This window comes from Chryseobacterium salivictor (genome assembly GCF_004359195.1).
Lineage (GTDB): Bacteria > Bacteroidota > Bacteroidia > Flavobacteriales > Weeksellaceae > Kaistella > Kaistella salivictor.
In genome coordinates this window covers 2,520,666-2,544,657 of sequence record NZ_CP037954.1, presented here as the reverse complement: position 1 = coordinate 2,544,657, position 23,992 = coordinate 2,520,666, and the positions used below count along the sequence as shown (strand labels likewise).

Annotated in this window: 24 protein-coding genes and 1 tRNA gene; 9 read left to right on the top strand and 16 right to left on the bottom strand. The window is 35.7% G+C overall.

Annotation, left to right across the window (positions count from 1 at the left end):
• Nucleotides 1-155: 155 nt before the first annotated feature.
• Nucleotides 156-228 (bottom strand) — tRNA-Met (locus NBC122_RS11595).
• Nucleotides 229-316: 88 nt separating this feature from the next.
• Between NBC122_RS11595 and NBC122_RS11590 the strand changes: the two genes are divergently transcribed.
• From NBC122_RS11590 to NBC122_RS11570, 5 genes are all read left to right on the top strand, one after another.
• The gene (locus NBC122_RS11590; RefSeq protein ID WP_133440528.1) at nt 317-928 is read left to right on the top strand and encodes an L-threonylcarbamoyladenylate synthase; all 612 of its coding nucleotides are present in this window, start codon (nt 317-319) and stop codon (nt 926-928) included.
• 113 nt (nt 929-1,041) lie between these two features.
• Nucleotides 1,042-1,800 (top strand): peroxide stress protein YaaA, encoded by a 759-nt coding sequence (gene yaaA / locus NBC122_RS11585; protein WP_133440527.1) that lies wholly within the window; start codon nt 1,042-1,044, stop codon nt 1,798-1,800.
• Nucleotides 1,801-2,005: 205 nt separating this feature from the next.
• Entirely contained in the window at nt 2,006-2,413 is a 408-nt protein-coding gene (locus NBC122_RS11580) for an acyl-CoA thioesterase (protein ID WP_133440526.1), read from the top strand.
• Nucleotides 2,397-2,957: a helix-turn-helix domain-containing protein gene (locus NBC122_RS11575; protein ID WP_133440525.1), complete on the top strand. Its 561-nt coding sequence runs from the start codon at nt 2,397-2,399 to the stop codon at nt 2,955-2,957. Before NBC122_RS11580 ends, NBC122_RS11575 begins: the two co-directional genes overlap by 17 nt.
• A gap of 290 nt (nt 2,958-3,247) precedes the next feature.
• Nucleotides 3,248-5,767, top strand: coding sequence for a copper-transporting P-type ATPase (locus NBC122_RS11570; RefSeq protein WP_133440524.1), 2,520 nt, complete (start codon nt 3,248-3,250; stop codon nt 5,765-5,767).
• A 179-nt stretch (nt 5,768-5,946) separates the two neighbouring features.
• Here the strand turns inward: NBC122_RS11570 and NBC122_RS11565 are convergent, their stop codons facing one another.
• The 6 genes from NBC122_RS11565 to NBC122_RS11540 all read right to left on the bottom strand — a co-directional run bounded on the left by NBC122_RS11565 (nt 5,947) and on the right by NBC122_RS11540 (nt 11,704).
• Nucleotides 5,947-6,924, bottom strand: a complete 978-nt coding sequence (locus NBC122_RS11565; RefSeq protein ID WP_133440523.1) for a polyprenyl synthetase family protein — start codon at nt 6,922-6,924, stop codon at nt 5,947-5,949.
• A gap of 93 nt (nt 6,925-7,017) precedes the next feature.
• Nucleotides 7,018-7,902, bottom strand: coding sequence for a hypothetical protein (locus tag NBC122_RS11560; RefSeq protein WP_133440522.1), 885 nt, complete (start codon nt 7,900-7,902; stop codon nt 7,018-7,020).
• Nucleotides 7,903-7,975: 73 nt separating this feature from the next.
• A complete protein-coding gene (locus NBC122_RS11555) occupies nt 7,976-8,695 on the bottom strand; it encodes a YoaK family protein (RefSeq protein WP_133440521.1) in 720 nt (239 codons plus the stop codon).
• The gene (gene rlmN / locus NBC122_RS11550; protein WP_133440520.1) at nt 8,695-9,729 is read right to left on the bottom strand and encodes a 23S rRNA (adenine(2503)-C(2))-methyltransferase RlmN; all 1,035 of its coding nucleotides are present in this window, start codon (nt 9,727-9,729) and stop codon (nt 8,695-8,697) included. The genes NBC122_RS11555 and rlmN overlap by 1 nt, the downstream gene beginning before the upstream one ends.
• Before the next feature lie 87 nt (nt 9,730-9,816).
• Nucleotides 9,817-10,866: a tRNA preQ1(34) S-adenosylmethionine ribosyltransferase-isomerase QueA gene (queA, locus tag NBC122_RS11545; protein WP_133440519.1), complete on the bottom strand. Its 1,050-nt coding sequence runs from the start codon at nt 10,864-10,866 to the stop codon at nt 9,817-9,819.
• A 193-nt stretch (nt 10,867-11,059) separates the two neighbouring features.
• Entirely contained in the window at nt 11,060-11,704 is a 645-nt protein-coding gene (locus NBC122_RS11540; RefSeq protein WP_133440518.1) for a hypothetical protein, read from the bottom strand.
• A gap of 141 nt (nt 11,705-11,845) precedes the next feature.
• Here NBC122_RS11540 and NBC122_RS11535 point away from each other — a divergent pair, with 141 nt between their 5' ends.
• Nucleotides 11,846-12,394: a hypothetical protein gene (locus tag NBC122_RS11535; protein WP_133440517.1), complete on the top strand. Its 549-nt coding sequence runs from the start codon at nt 11,846-11,848 to the stop codon at nt 12,392-12,394.
• A gap of 259 nt (nt 12,395-12,653) precedes the next feature.
• On the opposite strand, the gene NBC122_RS11530 is transcribed toward NBC122_RS11535, so the two are convergent.
• From NBC122_RS11530 to pdhA, 9 genes are all read right to left on the bottom strand, one after another.
• On the bottom strand, nt 12,654-13,265 hold the full coding sequence (locus tag NBC122_RS11530) for an inorganic pyrophosphatase (protein WP_133440516.1): 612 nt from the start codon (nt 13,263-13,265) through the stop codon (nt 12,654-12,656).
• A gap of 9 nt (nt 13,266-13,274) precedes the next feature.
• The gene (locus NBC122_RS11525) at nt 13,275-13,796 is read right to left on the bottom strand and encodes a DUF7935 family protein (protein ID WP_133440515.1); all 522 of its coding nucleotides are present in this window, start codon (nt 13,794-13,796) and stop codon (nt 13,275-13,277) included.
• Between the two features lie 83 nt (nt 13,797-13,879).
• Entirely contained in the window at nt 13,880-14,644 is a 765-nt protein-coding gene (locus NBC122_RS11520) for a class I SAM-dependent methyltransferase (RefSeq protein ID WP_133440514.1), read from the bottom strand.
• Nucleotides 14,641-15,624 carry a polysaccharide deacetylase family protein gene (locus tag NBC122_RS11515; protein WP_133440513.1) on the bottom strand — a complete coding sequence of 328 codons (984 nt, stop codon included), beginning with the start codon at nt 15,622-15,624 and terminating at the stop codon, nt 14,641-14,643. Before NBC122_RS11515 ends, NBC122_RS11520 begins: the two co-directional genes overlap by 4 nt.
• Nucleotides 15,609-16,490 carry a hypothetical protein gene (locus tag NBC122_RS11510; protein WP_133440512.1) on the bottom strand — a complete coding sequence of 294 codons (882 nt, stop codon included), beginning with the start codon at nt 16,488-16,490 and terminating at the stop codon, nt 15,609-15,611. The genes NBC122_RS11515 and NBC122_RS11510 overlap by 16 nt, the downstream gene beginning before the upstream one ends.
• A complete protein-coding gene (gene radC / locus NBC122_RS11505) occupies nt 16,487-17,164 on the bottom strand; it encodes a RadC family protein (protein WP_133440511.1) in 678 nt (225 codons plus the stop codon). Before radC ends, NBC122_RS11510 begins: the two co-directional genes overlap by 4 nt.
• 74 nt (nt 17,165-17,238) lie before the next feature.
• The gene (locus NBC122_RS11500) at nt 17,239-17,907 is read right to left on the bottom strand and encodes an ABC transporter ATP-binding protein (RefSeq protein WP_133440510.1); all 669 of its coding nucleotides are present in this window, start codon (nt 17,905-17,907) and stop codon (nt 17,239-17,241) included.
• Nucleotides 17,908-18,024: 117 nt separating this feature from the next.
• Nucleotides 18,025-19,647 (bottom strand): 2-oxo acid dehydrogenase subunit E2, encoded by a 1,623-nt coding sequence (locus NBC122_RS11495; RefSeq protein ID WP_133440509.1) that lies wholly within the window; start codon nt 19,645-19,647, stop codon nt 18,025-18,027.
• Nucleotides 19,648-19,719: 72 nt separating this feature from the next.
• Nucleotides 19,720-20,724 carry a pyruvate dehydrogenase (acetyl-transferring) E1 component subunit alpha gene (gene pdhA, locus NBC122_RS11490; protein WP_133440508.1) on the bottom strand — a complete coding sequence of 335 codons (1,005 nt, stop codon included), beginning with the start codon at nt 20,722-20,724 and terminating at the stop codon, nt 19,720-19,722.
• A 284-nt stretch (nt 20,725-21,008) separates the two neighbouring features.
• On the opposite strand from pdhA, the gene NBC122_RS11485 reads away from it, so the two are divergent.
• The 3 genes from NBC122_RS11485 to NBC122_RS11475 are packed head-to-tail and all read left to right on the top strand — an operon-like array spanning nt 21,009 to nt 23,836.
• Nucleotides 21,009-21,491, top strand: coding sequence for an ABC transporter permease (locus NBC122_RS11485; protein WP_246012350.1), 483 nt, complete (start codon nt 21,009-21,011; stop codon nt 21,489-21,491).
• A gap of 6 nt (nt 21,492-21,497) precedes the next feature.
• The gene (locus NBC122_RS11480; RefSeq protein WP_133440506.1) at nt 21,498-21,980 is read left to right on the top strand and encodes a BlaI/MecI/CopY family transcriptional regulator; all 483 of its coding nucleotides are present in this window, start codon (nt 21,498-21,500) and stop codon (nt 21,978-21,980) included.
• Between the two features lie 59 nt (nt 21,981-22,039).
• Complete coding sequence (locus NBC122_RS11475; RefSeq protein WP_133440505.1) at nt 22,040-23,836, top strand: DUF4153 domain-containing protein; 1,797 nt, start codon at nt 22,040-22,042, stop codon at nt 23,834-23,836.
• The last annotated feature ends 156 nt before the right edge of the window (nt 23,837-23,992 follow it).

Sequence of the window (23,992 nt, the reverse complement as noted above, 5' to 3'; positions counted from 1 at the left end):
TGGATCATCGGAAAGGATCCCACGTAATTTAGAGTATTTAAATTTCTATTTTTTTAAAGGTACTCAGAAAACTTTTAAAACCCCCGAAAAGAGCACCTGTCGGTGAAAATTGCCCACAAAAAAAGAGAACCAATTTCTTGATTCTCTTTACTTAGTAGCGGAGACACGACTCGAACGTGCGACCTCCGGGTTATGAGCCCGACGAGCTACCTACTGCTCTACCCCGCGTTATTGTGCTGCAAATATACAACTATTATCTAAACTTCCAAATTTTATCTGAAAAAACTTTATTCATCTATTTTTAGTAAATTTGTATATGGCAAAAATTCTAAAAATATATCCCGATAATCCTCAGGAAAACCTCCTTGATCAGGTCGTCCGTACGTTGAAAAATGGTGGATTGATTATTTACCCTTCCGACACTGTTTACGCGTTGGGTTGCAATATTTTTGATATCCGTGCAATGGAAAAGTTGGCGCAGATCAAAAAAATCAAGTTGGAAAAAGCCCATTTTTCAATCATCTGTAACGATTTAAGTCACCTGTCCGAATTTTCGCGACCGATTGATACCAGTACTTTCCGGTATTTAAAGAATAATGTTCCCGGACCGTTTACTTTTATTTTAGAAGCCAACAAAAATTTACCGCTTGCTTACAAAGGCAATAAGACAGTCGGAATCCGCGTGCCTGACCATATCATCCCGCAGCTGATTGTTCAGAAATTAGGCCACCCGATTGCCTCTACTTCGATTAAAGATGATGATGAAGTGATCGAGTATTCTACGGATCCCGAACTGATTGCAGAAAAATATGATCATTTGGTAGATATCGTTATCGATTCAGGTTATGGTGATAATGTGGCCTCTACCATTGTAGATCTCACCACTGGCGAACCTGAAATTCTCCGTCAGGGAAAAGGAGTTTTTTAGTTTTATTCTACTTTTCTCCAAGGTTTCCTTCTGGATTTTTCGATAAAAATTCTAGACAGGAAACTGGAATCCGCTGTATTTCCAACTGCAACATTATTATATTATTTCAGAACATGAAAATCATTACATCGCCGGCAAAACTCATGAACATAGAAAATTCAAGTGAATTTCTAAAACCAACGCAACCGCATTTCATTGAAGAGGCCGACTTTATACAACAAACTTTAAAACAGAAATCTCCCCAATATTTATCAGAGCTCATGGAGATTTCTTCAAAACTGGCTGATGAAAACTGGGAGAGAAATCAAAACTGGAAAGCCCAACCGTCTTCAAAAGAATCTGCACCAGCTTTAATGGCTTTCAGCGGCGAAGTTTACCGCGGTTTGGATGCCAAATCGCTGGACGAAAAATCAGTTAAATATCTTCAGAAAAATTACAGAATACTTTCCGGTTTATATGGTTTGCTGAAACCTTCGGATAAAGTAATGCTTTACCGTCTGGAAATGGGTCGGAAATTTGAGTTTGACCAATACAAAAACCTCTATGAATTCTGGAAAGATAAAGTAACAGAGCAACTTAACAATGAATTAAAATCAAAAGATTTTGTTCTGAATTTAGCGAGTAAAGAATATTTCAAAGTCATTGATAAAACAAAATTAAAAGCACCGATTATCGATTTTGATTTCTATGAATATAAAGAGGGAAAACTAAAAACCATCGTGGTTTACACCAAACATGCAAGAGGTTTAGTCACTAGATATTGTGCTCAGAATGAGGTGAAAACATTAGATGAAGTAAAAGGATTTAACCTTGAAAACTACCGTATTGCTGAAGAACTTTCCACAGAAACAAAACTTGTTTTTACAAGATAAGATGAAATAAAAGAGTGCAGGAAGCAACACTCTCTTTTTTAAACATTAAGAAATGAAGAGCAATTAGGATTTCCTTTTGGAAATTGAACTGGAGTTTAAATTTTCTTTGCTAAAATAAGAGTCTTTATACCATAATCACTTAAATAATAATACTTTATAATATCTTTGTACTGAAAATAATAAGTATTAATTAGAAATAAAAAAAATGAATTACCATACCAGAAAATGGATCAAACCAGAAGATTTAAATCCTAATCATACTTTATTCGGTGGCCGGCTCCTGCAGTGGATCGACGAAGAAGCAGCATTATATGCGATTGTACAGCTCGAAACGCCGCGGTGCGTCACCAAATATATTTCTGAAATTAATTTTGTGAGCTCAGCAAAACAAGGCGATATTATTGAAATCGGGATTGAAGCCATTGATTTTGGGAATACCAGTATCACTTTAAGGTGCGAAGTCCGCAATATGATGACACGCCAAACTATTATTACCATTGATAAAATCATATTTGTTGGAGTGAATATGGAAGGAAAACCGACAAAGCACGGGAAAACAAAAATTGAATTTATTGCCGACCGGTTAAAAAATAAAGATGAAGATCAATATTAAAAATATGGTTTGTGACCGCTGTATCTCGGCGGTTAATACCCTATTTGTGGAGTTGAAAATCCCGGTTTCCAATCTGGAACTGGGCGAAATCGAAACGGTAAATGTACTTTTGCAGGCAGAATTGAAAATCCTGAATGAACATCTCAAAAAACAGGGTTTCGAGATTCTGGAAAATGCGGTAAAAACTCAGACCGAACACATAAAGAAAATCATTATTCTTAAAATCGCTGACTTAGACATTGATGAGGATTTTATTTTGTCAAAATTCATCAGTGCACATTTTGCAAAGGATTACAGTTTGCTTTCAAAGACTTTTTCAACGCATGAAAATTTCACTTTGGAACAATATTTTATTCTGCAAAAAATTGAAAAAGCCAAAGAACTTCTCTTATACAACGAATTTACACTGACTGAAATTTCCCAAAAATTAGGATACAAAAGTGTTCAGCATCTTTCTGCTCAGTTTAAAAACTGCACAGGATTCAATCCTACTTCCTTTAAAAAACTGAAATCTAAAAACCGGATCGCTCTCGATCAGGTTTAATTTTCATTCCTCAAACGAGAGATTAAACAAAAGGGACTAAAAACCGGATTAAATTAAAGAAAAAGAAGGCAGTACTTTTAATAAATACAATTCTTTGAATATTAGTTTGGTCAAAATTATTTTCTAATTTTTATATTTATGAATCAGAACTTAGATTTATTGAGGGAACAGTGCGGTTTAATGCATTTTGCCCTGAGCAGAATGAACTAATTCTAAATTTCATAACAAACTTCCTTATCTTTATAACAGCTTTAGAAAAAAAAGCCGGAAAATTGTAAATAAAATTTAAAATGTCTCCATCAAACATACCTCCGTCCGAAAGGATTTCACCAAGTTCCGTTTATTATTGCCCCATGGAATGCGAAGGCGAAAAAGTGTATTTTACACCGGGAAAACGTTGCCCAGTGTGCAATATGTATCTGGTTCCCATCGAAGAAAGAGCTGATTATCAAAACAAACCACAGACTTTTTCAAAAACAAATCTGCCTGAAAATTTCGAAAATAAAATCGGGGAATATTTTTGTCCGATGTTCTGCGAAAGCGATAAAACTTATGCCTCTGATACAGGCTGCCCGGTTTGCCACATGCATCTCGAAGAAATCACGCAGGATTTGGTAAATGCGTCATCCCATCATCATCCTCATAGCGGTGAAAAAAAAGCAGCACCAGTGATCGATCAGGTAAATAACGCAGGAAAATATTACTGTCCAATGTTTTGCGAAGGCGACAAAGTTTATGACTCCAATGTCGGTTGCCCGGTTTGTGGAATGGATCTGGTGAAAATTCCGGAAAAAGGAGAAAAAACTTCCGGTGATGGCACTTACAAACTTCTAAAAAACAAATTTCTGATTTCCTTAATTTTTACCATTCCGGTATTTATTTTATCGATGGGAGGAATGTGGTTTGAATTTCCTTTTTCTAATAAGGTACAGGGAATTTTAGAACTTTTACTATCAATTCCTGTGATTTTTTACGCGGGTTGGTTCTTATTAAAAAGAGGCTGGATTTCCTTTAAAACCTGGAATCTCAATATGTTCTCGCTGATCGCGTTAGGCGCAGCAGCCGCATTTTTATTCAGTCTGGTCGCTTTAGTATTCCCGGAAATTTTACCGCACGAAATTACCCATGGCGGAAAAATACCGCTTTACTTCGAGTCCGTTTCTGTTATATTGACTCTGGTGATTATGGGACAAATGCTCGAAGCCAGAGCGCATCAGAAAACCGGAAAAGCGATCGAGGAATTAATGAACCTTTCTCCTGATGAAGCGAATTTAATCAGTAATAATGTTGAGAAGAAAGTTCCGCTTTCTGAAGTTCAAATTGGAAATATATTACGGGTAAAACCGGGAGAAAAAATTCCGGTTGACGGAAAAATAACTGAAGGGAATTCGAATGTGGACGAAAGCATGATTACGGGCGAACCGATTCCGGTAGAGAAAACTTCGGGGATGATGGTGACTTCCGGGACGATCAACGGAAACGGCAGCTTTTTGATGAAAGCCGAAAAAGTGGGCGAACAGACTTTGCTTTCGCAAATCATCAAGATGGTGAATGACGCCACCAAAAGCAAGGCTCCGATACAGAAATTAGCCGATAAAATATCGAAAATTTTTGTTCCTACCGTTATCGGAATATCCATCTTGACTTTTATTTTCTGGCGGATTTTTGGCGGAGAAAATGCCCTGATTTATGCTTTGGTCAACGCTGTTGCTGTTTTAATTGTGGCTTGTCCATGCGCGTTAGGATTGGCAACGCCGATGTCTTTAACGGTTGGAATTGCAAAAGGAGCGAAAAACGGAATCCTTATTAAGAACGCTGAAGCCCTTGAACAAATGCATAAAGTAAACGTTTTAATTACCGACAAGACAGGTACTTTAACAGAAGGAAAGCCAAAACTGGATGAAGTAATTGCTGCAGAAAATAATGATCAGAATTTGGTTTTAAAATTAGCGGCTTCCTTGAATCAGAATTCTGAACATCCACTTTCGAATGCAGTTTTAAATGAATTTAAAAAAGAGAATCAGGATTTTGAAAAGGTAGAAAACTTTAAAAACATTTCCGGGAAAGGTGTAAAAGGAATGATTAAAGGTGAAACTGTTTTACTTGGGAATTCTGCTCTTTTAAAACAGTTTAATATTGAAATTCCAGAATCTTTAAAGCAAAAAATTCAGGAAAATGAAGATCAGGCGAAAACCATTTCTTTCTTAGCAAAAGGAAATCAGGTGTTGGGAATCCTCAGCTTTTCAGATAATATTAAAGAAAGTTCGAAACGCGCTATTCAGTATCTGCAAAAGAATAATGTAGAAGTGATAATGATGACCGGCGATAACGAACATACTGCAAAAGCCGTTGCTCATGAATTGGGGATTGCAAAATATTTCGCAAACTGTCTTCCGCATGATAAATTAGCAGAAATTAAACGGCTCCAGAACGAAGGGAAAATTGTAGCAATGACCGGTGATGGAATTAATGATGCACCAGCTTTAGCACAATCAAACGTAGGGATTGCAATGGGAACCGGAACCGATGTTGCCATTGAAAGTGCTCAGATTACTTTATTGAAAGGTGATATTCTGGGCGTTGCAAAAGCAAAAATCTTAAGTGAAAAATTATTGAAAAACATCAGAGAGAATTTGTTCTTTGCCTTTGTGTACAATACGCTGGGAATTCCTGTGGCAGCGGGACTGCTCTACCCTATTTTCGGAATTCTGATGAGTCCGATGATTGCGGCGGCCGCAATGAGTTTCAGTTCGGTTTCGGTGATTTTAAATTCGTTGCGGTTGAATAATACCAACTTGAAAATCGACTAATATCATTCACCAAAAAGCCTTATTTCTATAAATGTTTTCTAATAATTTCTGAAAGAAATCTTAATAATTTCAACTTTTTAATTGAAACTCAACGCTTAAGTTGTCCATTAATATTCCTTAAAATTTTTGGGATTTTTAAGATTTGTGGCTGAATAAAAAGTGATTTATTTCAGAAAGATTTAAAACTTTCTTTCAATAACGTAATCGAGCATTAAGTGTAATGATTTCTTGGCTTCGGACTCGGGGAAACCGGCCAAAATATCTTTTGCTTTTTGCTGATATTCTTTCATTTTGCCTACCGCATAATCCAGACCGCCGGATTTTTTTACAAATTCAATGAGTTCTTTAACTCTTTTCTGGTCGTTATTGTAGCGTTTTATCGTGGTGAAAAAATACTTACGGTCTTTTTCGCTGGCAATTTTTAAAGCATGAATTAAAGGCAAAGTCATCTTCTGCTCTTTGATGTCGATTCCGACAGGTTTTCCGATAATCGTAGTCGTCAGATAATCGAACAGATCATCTTTGATCTGAAAAGCCATTCCGGTATGGGTGCCGAATTCCATCATTTTTTTGGCTAAAGTTTCATCACTGCTTGCAGAAAGTACACCGATTTCGCAACAAGCCGCAATGAGGGTCGCCGTTTTTTGGCGGATAATTTCGTAATACACCTCTTCGGTAATATCAAGTTTCCGGGCTTTCTCGAGTTGTAATAATTCACCTTCCGCCATTTCGCGAATCGTTCTGGAAATTACTGCAAGTAAATCGAAATCTTTATGATCTGTAGAAAGTAAAACCGCTTTGGATAATAAATAATCCCCGACTAAAACCGCAATCTTATTTTTCCACAACGCATTGATTGAAAAGAAATTACGGCGTTTGAAACTTTCATCAACCACATCATCATGCACCAAAGTTGCGGTATGAATCAACTCGATCATAGACGCGCCACGGAAAGATTTTTCATTCACTTCACCTACTAATTTCGCACAGAGAAATACAAACATCGGGCGCATCTGTTTCCCTTTGGTCGTCACGATAAATCGGGTAACTTTATCCAAAAGTGCCACATTGCTCTGCATCGATTCATAAAACTTCTGTTCAAAAAGTTTCATCTCTGCATTAATCGGTTTTTTTATTTCTTCTACGATGTTCGCCACAAATGATTGATAAAGGATTAGAATTTATGAATAGGCACAAAGATAATTATAAATAAAGAATATGTCAGAATTTATTGGGGCATTCAGATTGATTTATTTCAGCTTTTCAAAAGGAATAAAGTATAAGTACGGTTTTACTTTAAAAACAGGTAAATTAAATTCCTCACCGGAAATATAAATTCCTTTTTCATCAACTGCAATTCCTTCGATCTGTCCGATGCTTAAAGAACTTCCCAGGTAATATTTCTTTGGTTTTTCTTTAAAGAAAATTCCGGGTTCGGTTTCATTGAAAACAGAAAGAAACACTTCGGCTTTTTTGGTATACCCTACCAGATATAATTTGTTCTCAAAATAAGCAGCATCTGTAACAACGTAACCTGTTGAAAACGTTTCTGTTTTTTGTGCAGGCTGATTCTCTGCAATAGCGGGATCAATGGTGTAATGTGTCGTAGATTTTGAAACCCATTCTTTAGTGAAAATGTGAATTTTTCCGTTTAAAAAAATCATGGCTTCTGCATCGAAATCATTGTTTGTATTTTTCGTGGTGAAATCTTTCTGTTCGGGATAATAGAAGGAAATCTCCTGAGCGTTGATAGTGCTTGAAGCGCTAACAACGCTGTCAAAAGGAATTTTATAAATCACTAAATCTTTCCTGGAACCGACATTGTTACCGAAATCACCAATGTATACGTTGGCAGAATCTGAGGCAATTGCTTCCCAGTCTTTATTAATTAAATTGGTTTTAAAAACATTCTTGATTTTCCCTGAATTTCTGTCAATTTCGAAAATTTCTGAACTGTTTCCGCTATCGCTGATGGTGAAAAGACGGTTGTTGAAAAAATCCAAGCCAGAGTTTTCTTTCAGGGAATCGCCGAAAACTGCTGTTCTGTACCGGTTAATTTTGAACCAGTTATAATCCTGCTGAGCAGAAAAATTCAGTGAACACAATATCGAAAGTATAACAAAAAACTTATTCATTTACTATTTTTACTTATTCAGAGGCTGTTTACATTGTTTAAAAAACCACAGCATTCACATTGCTTTGATGTGTTCATCCACTTTTTCTTTTTAATAAAAGGAATCTGATTTTAATGAAATCATAAAGCAATCCGCCAATTAAAATTACGGACCCGAGAATTAAAGATTGGATGCCAAAATGCTCGAATAAAACGCCGCCCGAAACGCCTCCTACAAAGAACATGAAGATGATAGTAACCCTTAATTTTATAGATTTCAGTAATCTGCGTTTGTGGAATTGATCTTTATAAAAAAACAACTGAGAAAATTCGATGCCCATATCGGTAAAAAGTCCGGTTAAGTGAGTCGTGCGGACAATCGATTTCGATATGCTGGTCACCAACGAGTTCTGCATTCCCATGGCAAAAAGCAAGCTGTAAGCGATGACATCGGGATTTGTCTTTATCAGATAATTTCCCGTGAATGCAATGATTGTAAGTATGAACGCTTCGGTAATAATGGGGAAAACATAGGTTTCATTTTCCCTGATTCTGGAATAGATTTCGACCGTAAAATTGGCAAAAAAAGCACCGGAGAAAAAGGAGAAAACAAACAGCGCGACATGAAAGGCATTTTCGAAATTGAGTTTGAAAACTTCATCGACAAAAAAGGCGAAATGCCCTGTCACATTGGTGGTTAATTTCTGAACGGAGAAAAAGCCTACCACATTCACCAGGCCCGCCACAAAAGAAAGGAGCGAAGCGATTCCAAGGTTATGTCTGGGAGTTCTGGTTTTGCCGATGTGCGAAAACATTACTCACTGCTTTTATTGGCGAGTTGTCCGCAAGCTGCATCGATATCGCCGCCGCGGCTTCTGCGGATCATCACGGTAATCCCTGCTTTTTCTAACTGCCGAACGTAATTGTCTTCCGCTGCTTTATTGCACTGGTCATATTTTCCGTCTCCGATTGGGTTATATTGAATTAAGTTGACTTTGCTTGGAATTTGTTTGCAATATCTAATTAATGCTTTGATATCTTCGTCCTGATCATTGATTCCTTTCCAGACGCAGTATTCGAAAGTAATAACGTTTCCTGTTTTTTCGTACCAATATTTTAGGGAATCCATAATATCGGTTAAAGGGAATTTATCAGAAAAAGGCATGATTTCATTCCTTTTTTTCTCAATAGCGGAATGTAAAGAAAGCGCCAATTTAACGCGAATATCTTCATCAGCCAACATTTTGATCATCTTAGGTATTCCGGAGGTTGAAACGGTAATCCGTCGTGGTGACATTCCCATTCCTTCAGGTTCCGTGATTTTTCGGATGGATTCTACAACGTTTTTGTAATTCATCATCGGCTCGCCCATTCCCATAAACACGATATTTGAAAGTGGCCGGCCAAAATATAATTTACTTTGTCTGTCGATCAACGCCACCTGATCAACGATTTCTGCAACTTCCAGATTCCGCATTCTTTTGAGTCTTGCGGTGGCGCAAAACTCGCAGTTCAGCGAACAGCCAACTTGTGAAGAAACGCAGGCTGTAGTTCTTGTTTCAGTCGGGATCAGAACAGATTCTACCAAAAGGCCGTCGTGTAATTTCACGCCGTTTTTAATGGTTCCGTCTTTCGACCTTTGAAGTTGATCTACCGAAATCGGATTGATGATGTATTCCTGTGAAATACGGTCTCTCAGATCTTTCGAAAGATTCGTCATCTCATCGACCGAATGCATGTTTTTGCTCCAAAGCCAGTCATAGACCTGCTTTGCACGAAAAGGTTTCTCGCCTAAAGAGACGAAATATTCCTGTAACTGATCGAGCGATAAAGTTCGGATGTCTTTCAAAATGATTTTAGATTTTAAATGATAAATTTTAGATTAAAAACATCGAAATGAATTTAATCTAAAATTTAAAACTTATTTATATTTTTCTTAGATGATCAACATCGCGTCACCGTAAGAATAAAATTTATATTTGTGCTTGATGGCTTCTTCGTAAGCATGCATCAGGAAATCTTTTCCTGCGAATGCTGCAACCATCATCATTAATGTAGATTTTGGCGTGTGGAAATTGGTAATCATGCAGTTGGCTACACCGAAATCGTGCGGCGGGAAAATAAATTTATTCGTCCAGCCGTGGTAAGGTCCGATTTTTTTGTTGGAAGAAACTGAAGTTTCAATCGTTCTCATCGTCGTGGTTCCAACGGCGCAAACTCTTCTGCCTTCTGCCACTGCTTTGTTGATGATGTCTGCGTTTTCCTGAGTGATAATCGCTTCCTCTGACTCCATTTTGTGTTTCGATAAATCTTCAACTTCAATAGGATTGAAGGTACCTAAACCAACGTGGAGCGTAATTTCTGCAAAATCAATTCCCTTGATTTCCAGTCTTTTCATCAAATGTTTAGAAAAGTGTAAACCTGCGGTTGGCGCTGCTACTGCACCTTCGTGTTTTGCATAAATCGTTTGGTAACGTTCAGCATCTTCAGGTTCTACTTCTCTTTTGAAATATTTAGGAAGAGGAGTTTCGCCCAGTTCTTTTAATTTTGCACGGAATTCTTCGTAAGAACCATCGTATAAAAATCGCAAAGTTCTTCCTCTGGAAGTGGTGTTGTCTATAACTTCAGCAACCAAGCCTTCATCTTCGGTAAAGAATAATTTATTACCGATTCTGATTTTACGGGCCGGATCTACCAATACGTCCCAAACGCGGGTTTCTTTATCCAGTTCTCTTAATAAGAAAACTTCGATTTTAGCTCCGGTTTTTTCTTTATTTCCGTATAATCTTGCTGGGAAAACTTTGGTATTATTAAAGATAAAAAGGTCGTGTTCGTCGAAATAATCTACGACATCTTTAAATAATTTATGTTCAATGGTTTGAGTAGCACGGTTAAGAACCATGAGTTTTGCCTCGTCTCTGTGTTCTGATGGATGTTCTGCCAAAAGCTCTTCTGGCAAGTCAAAGTTAAAATGGGATGTTTTCATCTTTTTAAATTACGGTTTAAAAATTAGATCCGAAAAACAAAAATTTTCGGAATGCAAATATACGACATTGAAAAGGCAAAGTCAAGTATATGACGGTTTTAAAAACATTCTTGCTCTATTAAGGCTATTAATGTTCTATTAATATCAATAATTAAAATTTTAAAGTGGATATAATAGTCAAGGAATTAAAGGGCTAGAATTTTAATTTTTTAGGAATCGTAATTTTTAGGTCCACATTTTTGTATTCCTTTAAATTAGTTTGACAAATATTATTGTTAAATTTTTCTTCACTTTCTGCTACGATGTAATTTCCGATTTTAGAAAGGTCATAAGTGCTGTCAGACCAATGAAGCCAGTCTGAACGGTATAATTGAATCAAATTTTTATTGGCCTTTTTTAGAGTAAGTTCCTTCTCAACCCTTGGTTTTTTTGCTCGTTTTGAAGCGTAAATTTTCAAAGAAATGATTTTTGGAGAATCACCTGAGATTTCAGAAAATTCGTACCGGTAATTTTCATGTTTAATGATATTTTGCAACTTAGAAGTATTGACATATAAAAATTGGAATTGAATTTCGTTCCCAACTTTAGATTCTACTACTGAAAAGTGATGGGCTAAATTCCTTTCATGGTCATAAAGTGTTGCCGTAAAATCTGAATCACTCTTTCTTAACTTTAAATAATAAGAAAAATCATCTGAATTGTTATAACTAACAAACTCATTAGACCGTTTATTTTGAAGATTCGTACTCATATATTTGGTAAGAAAATCGAATTGGTAAGTTTGAGCAAAACCGAAACTGCCCATCATCAGTAACAGTAAAATAGAAATTTTTCTCATAACATGATTTTATTAGGTACCAGTACTCCATTTTATCTTTAAATGAAAATTATCAGTCAAAACAAATATAGAAATTTTGCATTGAAAAATGATGAATGGAATGATAAATGCAACGCTTCTGAAAAATCAAAATTTATTATTATGAAAAAATTATCATTGCTCACCGGAATACTGGTGCTGTTTTTCACAACAAGTTGTCGGGATATTGTGAATTCGGTTTTAGATGTCTTACCACCATTTGATGTTCCTTTTGGGGCAACAGTAGACGTTCCGTTTGCAGCTGTGAATACAGCAACATATACCAGAACTCCGGAAATCCCGATGAATATTGATTTAAATGCGAAAATTAAAGAGAATAACCCCAATTTTTCCATCAATAATCTGAAATCGGTAAAGCTCAATACATTGAGTCTGGATTACGTAAGTTCCCAAGGAGGCAACAAACTGGATGTCATCAAAAATGCCAGAATCTACGTAAAATCTCCTAATCAAGCGGAACGGTTAATTGCCACCGCGTATAATAATACCAATCCAAACACGATTTCCTTTACTTTGGAAGATGCAGAGATTTTAGAATATTTCCGAACCAGCCAAAATTATTTAATCATCGAGATTCAGGCAAGCAGGATTACGGCAGATCAAATCAAAATGAAAATGAATGCCGGCTTTAAAATAAAAGTTCAGCTTTAGTGAATTTTTAAATTTGTGCTGAGTCTTTAAGCGACACATAACCTTCAAATATTTTCATTTGAAACAGTTTTCGGTAGAAGAAAAATATTGAATTTTCGTTCTACCGTAAATTGTTTTTTATTTAAACAAATGATAAATTTAAAGCACAAGCTTTATTTCATGCTTTCACTCATTTTTATGGCCGCTTATAAAAAGGTTGTCAAATAAAAATAGACAAATGAAAACATTTGTCTATTAAATTTTTGAAACAATTTGTGGATTAACCACCAAATTTATTTGCGTAATCTTTCTGCGAAGCCTGAATCACCTTTTTCGCATGTTCTGCACCGTAAACTTCGTGGATGGTACATTTTGCAGGCTCATCCGGAAGGTTTTTGTAGGTAAGGAAATAATGCATTAAACGCTTTACTTCTGCCTGAGGCAATTCGGTAATGTCTCTGAAATGACCAAAAGCGTGATCCCCTTTCATTACGGCAACAATTTTGTCATCGGCCTCGCCTTTATCAATCATTTTAAAACCACCGATCGGCAACGCTTCCATAAGCATTCCCCCGGAGTGGATATTATGAGAGCTCAGTACACAAATATCCAAAGGATCTAAATCACCTGTGGAAACGTTTTCTGCACCGCTTTCAAGGGCAAGTTTCAGTACTTCATCATGACAGTAAGTTCTCGGAATGAATCCGTATAAAGCAGGAATAATATTGGAGAATTGCTGCGGACGGTCAACTTTTAAATAACCACTCTGTTTGTCGATTTCATATTTAATGGTATCACTTGGTACAATTTCCACAAAGACATTGACAACATTTGGCGCTTCATCTCCAACAGGAATCCCGTGCCATGGATGTGCTTTAAAATTCGGTATCATTATTTTATTTTAATTTATAATTAAGTTTTCTTTTCTCAGGTCTTCAATACAGGTTGAAATATAATCCTCTCCGTTCATATAATTCATCAAAAAAACTGTTTTGTAATCCTGAAGTGTACTTTCATTGCTCAGATTTTCATAGGTTTTATGGAGCAAATGCAGTATATTATTTTTACAGTTTACGACTTTATTCCAGGAGTTTTTAGTTAAATAAAGCTGTTGAGAGGCATTATAATCGAATTCTTCGTTAATGGTTTTTTCAATCAAAAACAGGTATTCGTGCGCTGCTAAATTCTCATCAAATTTGGTTACTAAATTAGCCGGCTTTATTCTTTCCAGAAAAAGGGTAATTCTTTCATACGCATGAATTCTCTGCTCCGATTGTCCTTTCACGGTTAAAAAATTAAGTTCCTGTTTTTTGAATTTGATATAGCTGTACACAAACTGTCTGGTATATATCAAAAAAGGAACTGCAATCAATAACGCAAATGCATAGGGAAAATAAGGTTGAGAAAATAGGTGGTCTGTCATCTGCGTGAGGATATTTAAGTTTGCAAATTTACGGAAATTTCCACTTATAAATACTAATAAATTCTAACTCAATCACAGGGAAATTAATTCTTACTTATCTTGTAAATAATCTCTCGTTGACCATTTCCCAGCGACATTTTTTTTCTGTCATTTTTACTGAAATTTCTTCGATAATCAATTTCTTCAACATGTATATTTTTTCTCCTTATTCTTTCAATAAAATCCCTCCCATAAAGTCGTTCCAAATCTTTTTCCCCGTAAGCATTAAGTTTTTTTTCGGGCGTATCAAATTTTTTATTTTCAAGAGTTTTCGGAGACGAAAGATCCATTAATGAAAGTAAAAATAGACTACCACCAGGTTTCAGTACTCTGTAAAGTTCACTCAAAGCAAGATTTTCATCAGGAATATGACCTAAAACATGAGAACAAATAATGTAATCAAATTTATCGTCTGGGTATTTTAGATTGGTAATATCCATTTGATAAGTAGCGAGATTTGGATTAATATCCACATCAATATAATTGGGATTTGATTTTAGCAGTTTTTTTAAAGCGGCTTCCGGAGCAAAATGAAGAATTGAGGAAATTCCGTGAAAAATTTCAGTTTCCCTTTTAAGATATAAATAGAGCAACCTAGAACGTTCCAAAGATCCGCATCGGGGACAAACTGCATTTTTTCTACTATCAATTCCATTGCCTTTAGATAAAAACATAGATGAACTTTTACCACAACATGGGCAGTAAAAAGCATCGCCTTTTAAATAAAAAGATTTTATTTTACGAAGATTGATGTGCACGATATTACGCCATTTTTCGGGGATTATGGCTTGATAAAAATACTTAATCATCTTCTGGTTTTATTTTTATTAAAAAATCTTTTCATGAAATAATACAAATATTCAAATTTTATAATTTCTTCAGCTTTCCATTTTTGGTCTTCCATTAAGATTCTGTGATAATGATTTTTATGACCATCTCTTTTGAGACCAGAAGTGCCAAAAGATTTCAAAATATCAGCTTCCAAATACATCCAATCAAATAATTCATTAGGCACTAAATCATCACCGTATGGAAAACAAAAATATAAATATTCAATATTCAACTCTTTTAAAAAAGAATTCGCCTCAAAAATATCTTTTTTTTGCTCTGCAAATTTAAGGGAGCTAAAACGAAAATGTCTTGTGCTGTGATTACCGATAGTAAATCCCATTTTTGCCATTTCTTTCAAATTATGCGTCGTTAGATATGGTTTTTGGGCCTTTAAATAATCTTCAAAATTCAAAAGAAGTAAACTGCCTAATTTATTGACCGTATTTTCGTTGTTTTCCATTAACAACACACTATCAATGTTTTTTTCTTCCGTTTTTAAATACCCGGATAGTAAAGTCCTGCAGGAGGGTGATTTTTTGGCCTCGCTCATAATCAAACTTACTTTGTGCCTGATAAACATTTCTTTGTTGTCTATAAAATTTGAGTTTACAAAAAATGTAGCATGAACTTTTTGTTCATAAAGTAATTGAGCGACAATCGAATAATTTTCTGCGAGCCCGTCGTCAAAAGATAGATGAAACGTTTTTCTACTAAAATCGAGATTTTCGATACCAACGCTTTGAAAATTATTTTGAAAAAAATCCAGATCCCGGATAAAGTCATTCTTATCTCTAAAGTAGCCTAAATTACTATAATGCGGTTTTGGGGAGTCTGTTACTGTATGATAATAAGGAAGAATCATTTTATGTGGAGACATTTTAAAGCACGTTTCCATAGGCAAAAACTTGGCAGCTTTCTTCATTCTGTTGCGAAATTTCATTCTTACTTCTTTATCCATTTTTTTAACATAGCCCACTTTGTATTTTCTATGACTGCAAACGGCTCAAGTTGAGCACCAAAGCTTTTAAAAAACACTTCGATTCCTCTAACATTTCCGCCCATAAAATCGATTTTTTTCAACCTAATATTGTGCTGGATAATGTCATCAATTAAATAGCTGGCCCCATTGAGATATTGATAATTTGGATCATTAACAAGAGCAAGCAAAATCAATTCGTGATTCTCATCTGTTAACACAGCCACCGATATTATTTTATTTTCGCTAAAGTAAGCATAAACACGTAGCTTACTAAGATCATTCAGAAATTTAATAAAATCGAGGAAATTGATAACATCAGAAGTTTTGTCTAAACCCTTAAAGTGAGTTAATAAAAAATTGTGTATATCATTATTATATCCCACTTTTTCACAAACTAAACCTTCTGCTGATTTTGCGAGAATTGCTTTCCGACCTTTCGAATAGCTTTTTCTGAGCAATTCATAATCCTGTTTCTCAATAATATAATTTTTTTTTGAAACAGTTGCTTTCCCAAATAAATTGTAATAATTAAAGGGATAGTAGCTTACCAAATAATTATTTTTAAGATAGGTAAGAAATAAATCATTAATAGACTGATTTTCCGCTTTACTGAATATCCCGATCTGTTGGCAAAAAATAGGGGCTACAACGACAGGAATCCCCATTTTTTTTTTGATAGGAATGGGCATCAAATAATCATAATTGCCATAAACCAGGATTTCCCATTCTGCACAAAGATGGTCCATAATAAACTTATTAGCGTAAAAATTTTTTTGAATTGAGCTCTCTATACACTCATTGTATTTCTCAAAATCAATATCACCGTATCTTATCTTTTTAATCATAATAAATTTTCGTCTGCAAAACTTAAATAAGAGTTTTGCGCAATAATCAAATGATCCAGCAACTGGATATTTAATATTTTGCCTGCTTCTGCGATTTGTTTGGTAATTCGTAAATCTTCTGAACTGGGTTTCAGATTCCCCGATGGATGGTTATGAGCGATAACAATTCCGGTGGCAAGATGTTCAAAAGCTGTTTTAAAAAGAATTCTGATATCGACTACCGACTGATTAATTCCTCCGGAAGACAATCTACCTTTGCCTACAATTCTGTTATTCTGATTTAGATAAATTGCCCAAAATTCTTCTGTATGCAGATCTGACAAATACGGAAGTAAGACTTTATAACTTTCGCTGCTACTGCTGATTTGCATTTTTTCAGGAACCTCCTGCGCGGCTCTTCTTCTGCCAATTTCCAGCGCAGTGGCGATTGAAATGGCTTTGGCTTCTCCTATTCCTTTAAATTTCATTAAATCAGAAATTTGTAAAAGTGACAAATTATGCCAGTTATTCCCCACCGAACTTAAAATTTTTCTTCCCAATTCTACGGCCGAATCTTCTCTGTTTCCGCTTCCCATAATGATGGCCAACAACTCTGCATCCGAAAGTGCATTTTTACCTTTTAGTAAAAACTTCTCTCTCGGCCGGTCGTCTTCTGCAAGAAATTTAATAGACATTTCAAAAGGATTTTCAGAATTAACTTTTAAATTTAAGCAAAATAAACCGATTGCGATTTTCTTACAAAAAGATCTTAATAAATAATCTGTCCGTCTTTCATTACCAATTTGCGGTCGGTTGTATCTGCAAGATGTATGTTATGGGTTACAATTACAAAGGTTTGATTATACTTGTCCCGTAAATCGAAGAATAGCTGATGTAAATCGTCAGCATTTTTAGAGTCTAAATTTCCGGTTGGTTCATCAGCGAAAATAATCTTAGGAGAATTTATCAACGCTCTTGCTACCGCCGTTCTCTGCGCTTCGCCACCCGACATTTGATTCGGTTTATGGTGAATTCTGTGGGCAATATTCAAATCTTCAAAAAGGGAATAGGCCTTATCTATCGATTCCTTCTCGTTTTTACCGGCTATTTTCGTTGGTAACAAAACATTTTCCAAGGCTGAAAACTCAGGTAAAAGCTGATGAAACTGAAAGACGAACCCAATATTTTCATTTCTGAATTTCGACAGTTGCCGGTCACTCATATTAATGAAAGACTGTCCTGCCAGTTCGATTTGGGTGTCAAAATGTTTAATATTAGTGGGTTTATCAAGGGTTCCCAAAATCTGTAGTAACGTTGATTTTCCGGCACCGGATTCGCCGACAATGGAAACAACTTCGCCTTCTAAAATGTGAACATCAACTCCTTTCAACACTTCTAAATCACCGTAGGACTTATGAATATTACGCGCTTTAATCATGGTTTCAAAAATAGTGAATTTGCTTTAATTTATTGCAAATTTCCCGCAGTTTTAGAATTAAAAAACCTTTCAACATAAATGATGAAAGGTTTATATTAAAATAGAGTCAATTTTGCCTTAGAGAAGTAAGGATAAAGGCTGTTCCAAATACGTTCTCAACGTCTGTAAAAACTGTGCTCCTGTGGCACCGTCAACTACTCTATGGTCACATGCCAAAGAAAGTTTCATGGTATTTCCTACCACGATTTGACCGTTTTTCACAACTGGTTTTTCAACAATCGCTCCTACAGAAAGAATTGCGGAATTCGGTTGGTTGATAATCGAGGTAAAAGTTTCGATACCAAACATTCCCAAATTAGAAACGGAGAAAGTAGAACCTTCCATTTCATTGGCTTTCAAACCTTTAGATTTCGCTCTTCCTGCCATATCTTTTACGCCGGCAGAAATTTGATTGTAATTCATCTGATCTGCATTTTTCAGCACAGGAACCACTAATCCATCAGGAATTGCCACAGCAACACCTACGTTGATATTTCCGTGATGAATGATTTTATCTTCTTTCCAGGTAGAATTCACTTGAGGATGTTTTCTTAAAGCCATCGCTGTCGCTTTGATTACCATATCATTAAATGAAATCTTGGTATCCGGTAAAGAATTGATTTCTTTTCTGGCTTCAATCGCTTTATCCATATTAATTTCAACAATCAGATAATAATGAGGCGCCGTAAATTTACTCTCAGAAAGACGTTTTGCAATAATGTTTCTAACCTGCGAATTTGGAGTTTCAGAATCTTCACCCTGAACGAAATTCATAGCAACCTGCGCCGGAGCAGCCACTGCTGCCGAAGCTGAAACTTCCTGTTTAGCTGATGTTGCACTAGGCTGATAATTCTCAATATCTTTTTTTACAATTCTACCGTTTTCACCTGTTCCTTTCAAAGAATGAACATCAATTCCTTTGTCTTCAGCCATTTTTTTAGCTAAAGGAGAAATGGCCAGTCTTTCGGTAGAAGAATTTGCAACGGTTTGTGCGGATGTATTTTCTGAAACGGAAGCATTTTCTGAAGTTTTTTCAGCGGCAGGTTTTGAGTCTGCTTTTTTTGCGCCACCGGAAGTTAAACCGGAAACATCTGTTCCTGCAGGTCCGATAATCGCTAAAACAGTATCAACCGGACTTGCTTCACCTTCGCCAACGCTGGTGTAAAGTAAAGTTCCATTCACTTCTGATTCGAAATCCTGAACGGCTTTATCGGTTTCAATTTCTGCTAAAACATCACCTTCTTTTACAGTATCGCCCACTTTGAAATGCCATTTTGCCACTTTTCCTTCCGTCATTGTATCAGAAAGCCTTGGCATTGTGATTACTTCAACACCGGCAGGAATTTCTTTGGTGCCTGTAGACTGCGTTTCTGTGGATGGTTGTTCGTCTGTTTTCTTTGCTTCCGTTTTTTCTGGAACTGCGGTCTCGGTTTTTCCGCCAGTTAACGCAGAAGTATCTTCACCTGGATTTCCTATAATAGCCAATACGGAATCAACAGGTGATGAGCCACCTTCTTCTGTACCGATAAATAATAATGTCCCATTCACTTCTGATTCGAAATCCTGTACGGCTTTGTCAGTTTCGATTTCGGCCAAGATATCACCTTCTTTTACTGCATCTCCTACTTTCTTGTGCCATTTCGCCACTTTACCGTCCGTCATCGTATCTGAAAGACGGGGCATTGTAATCACTTCTGCCATAATATTCTGTTATTTTAGATTCAATAGATGAAATCTGACTTTAATAAAAATCAGATTTCAAATGAATTATTTTTAGTTATTTTCTAATTTATTGATGAAAGGATAATCTTCCTGCGCATAAACGTAATCGTAAACTTTATCCAAATCCGGATAAGGAGAATTTTCCATAAAGTCGACACATTCTTCAACGAAATCTTTGGATTTATCATCCATCGCCATCAGTTCGTCTTCAGTAGCCCAGTTATTATCTAAGATTCTTTTCTTAACGATTTCGATAGGGTCTTCTTTTTTATACTCCGCAACTTCTTCTTTGCTTCTGTAAGGTTCTGCGTCAGACATAGAGTGTCCTCTGAAACGATAAGTTCTCGCTTCGATGAATGTAGGCCCGTCTCCTCTTCTTGCTCTTTCGATTGCCTCAAAAGCTGCCTCAGCCACTTTCTCAGGATCCATTGCATCTACCGCAAGGCAAGGCATTTCGTAACCTAATCCTAATTTATAGATATCTTCGTGATTGGCAGTTCTTTTTACAGAAGTTCCCATTGCATATCCATTATTCTCAACGACAAAAACCACTGGAAGTTTCCAGTTCATCGCCATGTTGAAGGTTTCATGAAGAGATCCCTGTCTTGCAGCTCCATCTCCGAAGAAACAGATATTTACCGCTTTTCTGTCAAAGTATTTATCGCCAAAAGCAATTCCTGCTCCTAATGGAATCTGTCCGCCTACAATTCCGTGGCCACCATAAAAACGGTGTTCTTTGCTGAAAATGTGCATAGATCCACCCATTCCGCCAGAAGTTCCTGTAGCTTTCCCACAAAGTTCTGCCAAAATTCTTTTCGGATCTACCCCCATCGCCATTGGATGAATGTGACAACGATACGCTGTAATCATGCTGTCTTTGGATAGATCCATCGCATGCGTAAAACCAGCTGGTATTGCTTCCTGACCGTTATATAAATGTAAAAATCCTCTGATTTTTTGTTTTAGATAAAGAGAACGGCATTTGTCTTCAAACCTTCTCCACATTGTCATTTCTTCGTACCACTTAAGGTACACCTCTTTCGAAAATTCTTTCATGTGATAACTATTGCTTTTTTATAACAGCATGCAACCGCTCGGTTTCATGTTTGTTGGAAATATTCAGCAAAAATAATAAAAAACTTTGTCTTTATTGGTAGCATAAGAAAACATTGTTCTGATTTTAGTCATTAAAAAATATTACTTTTGAAAGAATAATACAATTTATGTTAAAAACTCCTTCATCTGTCCTGGTAAAAATCTCAAAATATCTCTCGGATTTTTTCAATCCTATGAATTCTCTAATCATCTATTTCATTTTATACAGTGTTCAGAATTTTTCCATGAAAGAAACACTATCTCATTTTTTACCGATTTTATTAATAATGGTTATTCCTGTTTCATTCTGGATTTTCTATCATGTAAAAACAAAAAAATATACAGACAGGGATGTCTCGGATCGCAAACAAAGAACAGGACTTTACTTTTTTCTTGCAGGAAGCATAATTGCTTATCTAGCCTTTGTCTATTGGCAATTCTCAAAAGTTGATTTTGTTCTGTTATTTCTTTTGATATTATTAATCGTAATGCAGGTAAGCAATTATTTCATCAAAAGTTCGATGCACACTGCTATTAATATATTTGTGGCTGCTTTGATGTTTACCTTGAATCCTTTTTATGGATTTGTCTGGCTTGCAATTTCTACCGCCGTTGCATACAGCAGAATCATTTTAAAAAGACATAGCCGCGCAGAAGTCCTCAGTGGCGCGGTTATCGCGAGTATCGTTTCTTTTATTTACCTTTATACACATATTCAACTTCAATAATATATTATGAAAATAAGTCATTTGACTCCCGGAGAAGAAATTTTAATGAATGTTTTGTGGCGGCTTGATTCGGCTTATATGCGCGAGATTATTGAGCAATATCCTGAACCAAAACCGCACCCCAATACCATTTCAACTTTTCTAAAAATATTGGTTGAAAAAGAATTTCTGACTACGCACAAACACGGGCGTGTTTTTCAATATACGGTGGCGATTCCTTTTGATGACTATAAAAAGTATTTACTGAAGATTTTCCTGGAAGATTATTTTAATAATTCCCCTTCCGAACTTATAAAATTATTACGTGAAGAGCAGCTTTTAAAGGATTCCGATTTAAAGCGGTTTTTCGAAATAAAAGAGACCGAAATCTCTAAACAGGAGAAAGATGAGAGTTCAGAACTCAGTGAATTTCTCAATGAGATTACCGCTCCGAAAAAGAAGAAAAAGAAAAAAGAAAAAGACGATAAAAAGAAAAAGAAGAATAAATAGCGATATCAAACAGCTTTAATTACAGTCTTCATTCTTAAACTTTAAATTAAAAATCTAAGATGGTTGAAAAATTAAAAGAAGTTTTCGGGAAAGCCGGCGCAGTAATTCGGGAATATCCAATGGTTTTGGTCATGGCTCTGATCGCCGCAGCTTCAGCGATCTTTTATAATAGCAATGATTATAGCCGGCAGGATTCATTTGTCTACTTAAAATCTGGATTGGTTGCGTCATTAGGAATTTCGCTAATGTTTGCTTTGAAAATGCTTTCACAACGAATCGGGAAAGAACTTCTGCTGCAGGTATCAGGAATTCTCTTTCTGATCATTTTTTATTTTCTTCTGCCACCAGGTGAAAAGCAATTTACAGAAGTGTATGCTTTCTTACTCCTGCCCACCTTTTTATTATCACATCTTTTAGTTTCCTTCATTGCGTTTATCGGAAAAAACCGCGAACGTAATTTTTGGCAGTACAATAAAAATCTCTTTATCAACTTATTCCTTACCGTCTTATTTACAGGGATTTTAACAGCTGGAATTATGCTTGCGATTTTAGCAGTAGACCATCTCTTTGATTTTAATTTTAACAGCCGTTACTATTCCTATACTTTCAGTTTTTTAACTATTTTCGGGAGTTGTTTTATTTTTCTCTTATTTAATGAAAAAGGACTGTTTTATTTAGAGAAAAATGGTGATTATCCTGTGATTCTGAAGTTTTTCACGCAGTATGTTTTAGTTCCACTGCTTCTTATTTATGTGGTCATTCTTTATTTTTATTCCGCAAAAATCCTTATTAACTGGGAATTACCGAGAGGTTGGGTTTCCTATTTGATCCTCGCCTATTCCGTAGTCGGAATTTTAGCCATCCTTCTGGTGCATCCATTGAAGGAAGATTCCACCAAATCGTGGGTCAGAATTTTTTCTAAAATTTTCTATTACGCATTGGCACCATTGATTGTCCTTTTGTTTATTGCGATATTTACGAGGATTTTAGAATACGGCTACACCGAACCGAGATATTTCGTTTTGTTGCTCGCTATTTGGCTCACAGCGGTTGTTTTTTATTTTATTTTCATTCGTAAACAAACCATCAAATTTGTACCTGTCAGTTTATTTGCATTCGGATTATTTTCTTTGACATTCCCCTATCTGAATACTTTTTCTGTAGCCAAAAGAAGTCAGAAAAGCGAATTGATGAAAACCTTAACTGAAAATAATTTACTGGAAAATGGAAAGATCAATTTCAATAAAAAAGTTTCTGACAGTTTGGTAATAGAGCTTTCCGACAAATTTGAATTTCTGGCCAGAAGAAATGAAGAAGAATTCTTGTTGCCGCTCCTTCAGAAAAAAGGTCAGGCGCAACTTGTAAAAACAACTGATGACGGTAATTTCAATGAAGTTAGAAATATTACGCGCGATCAGTTCAAAAATGTGACTTATAACCTTTCGGATAAAAAAATAAATCCTGTTTCACAAAATATCACTTTAATTGCAAAAGACTTTAATGCCGATCTCACCGGTTACCATTATCTCTTCAAAGCGTATAATTACAAAGACAATTTCTTTGAATTCGATCATAATATTGTTGAATTAAAGATGCCGGTAAGCCAGTTCAAATCCGAATTATTTCTAGTTTTCAATAATCAGAAAGTTAATCTGGTTCCAGATTTGCAAAAACTGTTTGCGAATTTCCCGAACGATGGAGAAATAAAAGTTAATCAACTTTTTATCACCAAGAAAATCGGGAATTATGAATTTAAAATAATGTTTGACACATTGATTTTAATAAAATCTGCGGGCAAAGAACCCCAATTTCTTATCAATTCGGAATCTGTTTTAATTTTAATTAAAGGCAATTAGGTTTTTTATATTTAAAAAAGACCTGTGATTTGTAATGAGCCCTGTTTGCGAAAGGTTCCCCAAAGGGCAAGAAGCTGCAAATTTCATTAATTATAATATAGAACAAATATTTAAAAGGGATTGTTTTCAGGTAAGAAATCCAACTTTCAAACACAA

Excerpts from the sequence above, each read along its gene's own strand:
- NBC122_RS11575 (WP_133440525.1), top strand. The coding sequence starts at position 2,397 with ATGAAGATCAATATTAAAAATATGGTTTGTGACCGCTGTATCTCGGCG.
- NBC122_RS11500 (WP_133440510.1), bottom strand. The coding sequence starts at position 17,907 with ATGATTAAAGCGCGTAATATTCATAAGTCCTACGGTGATTTAGAAGTG.
- NBC122_RS11495 (WP_133440509.1), bottom strand. The coding sequence starts at position 19,647 with ATGGCAGAAGTGATTACAATGCCCCGTCTTTCAGATACGATGACGGAC.
- NBC122_RS11510 (WP_133440512.1), bottom strand. The coding sequence starts at position 16,490 with ATGATTAAAAAGATAAGATACGGTGATATTGATTTTGAGAAATACAAT.
- NBC122_RS11480 (WP_133440506.1), top strand. The coding sequence starts at position 21,498 with ATGAAAATAAGTCATTTGACTCCCGGAGAAGAAATTTTAATGAATGTT.
- NBC122_RS11525 (WP_133440515.1), bottom strand. The coding sequence starts at position 13,796 with ATGACAGACCACCTATTTTCTCAACCTTATTTTCCCTATGCATTTGCG.
- NBC122_RS11590 (WP_133440528.1), top strand. The coding sequence starts at position 317 with ATGGCAAAAATTCTAAAAATATATCCCGATAATCCTCAGGAAAACCTC.
- radC (WP_133440511.1), bottom strand. The coding sequence starts at position 17,164 with ATGTCTATTAAATTTCTTGCAGAAGACGACCGGCCGAGAGAGAAGTTT.
- NBC122_RS11560 (WP_133440522.1), bottom strand. The coding sequence starts at position 7,902 with ATGAATAAGTTTTTTGTTATACTTTCGATATTGTGTTCACTGAATTTT.
- NBC122_RS11580 (WP_133440526.1), top strand. The coding sequence starts at position 2,006 with ATGAATTACCATACCAGAAAATGGATCAAACCAGAAGATTTAAATCCT.
- NBC122_RS11570 (WP_133440524.1), top strand. The coding sequence starts at position 3,248 with ATGTCTCCATCAAACATACCTCCGTCCGAAAGGATTTCACCAAGTTCC.
- queA (WP_133440519.1), bottom strand. The coding sequence starts at position 10,866 with ATGAAAACATCCCATTTTAACTTTGACTTGCCAGAAGAGCTTTTGGCA.
- NBC122_RS11555 (WP_133440521.1), bottom strand. The coding sequence starts at position 8,695 with ATGTTTTCGCACATCGGCAAAACCAGAACTCCCAGACATAACCTTGGA.
- NBC122_RS11485 (WP_246012350.1), top strand. The coding sequence starts at position 21,009 with ATGAAAGAAACACTATCTCATTTTTTACCGATTTTATTAATAATGGTT.
- NBC122_RS11515 (WP_133440513.1), bottom strand. The coding sequence starts at position 15,624 with ATGGATAAAGAAGTAAGAATGAAATTTCGCAACAGAATGAAGAAAGCT.
- NBC122_RS11520 (WP_133440514.1), bottom strand. The coding sequence starts at position 14,644 with ATGATTAAGTATTTTTATCAAGCCATAATCCCCGAAAAATGGCGTAAT.
- NBC122_RS11535 (WP_133440517.1), top strand. The coding sequence starts at position 11,846 with ATGAAAAAATTATCATTGCTCACCGGAATACTGGTGCTGTTTTTCACA.
- NBC122_RS11530 (WP_133440516.1), bottom strand. The coding sequence starts at position 13,265 with ATGATACCGAATTTTAAAGCACATCCATGGCACGGGATTCCTGTTGGA.
- NBC122_RS11475 (WP_133440505.1), top strand. The coding sequence starts at position 22,040 with ATGGTTGAAAAATTAAAAGAAGTTTTCGGGAAAGCCGGCGCAGTAATT.
- pdhA (WP_133440508.1), bottom strand. The coding sequence starts at position 20,724 with ATGAAAGAATTTTCGAAAGAGGTGTACCTTAAGTGGTACGAAGAAATG.
- yaaA (WP_133440527.1), top strand. The coding sequence starts at position 1,042 with ATGAAAATCATTACATCGCCGGCAAAACTCATGAACATAGAAAATTCA.
- NBC122_RS11540 (WP_133440518.1), bottom strand. The coding sequence starts at position 11,704 with ATGAGAAAAATTTCTATTTTACTGTTACTGATGATGGGCAGTTTCGGT.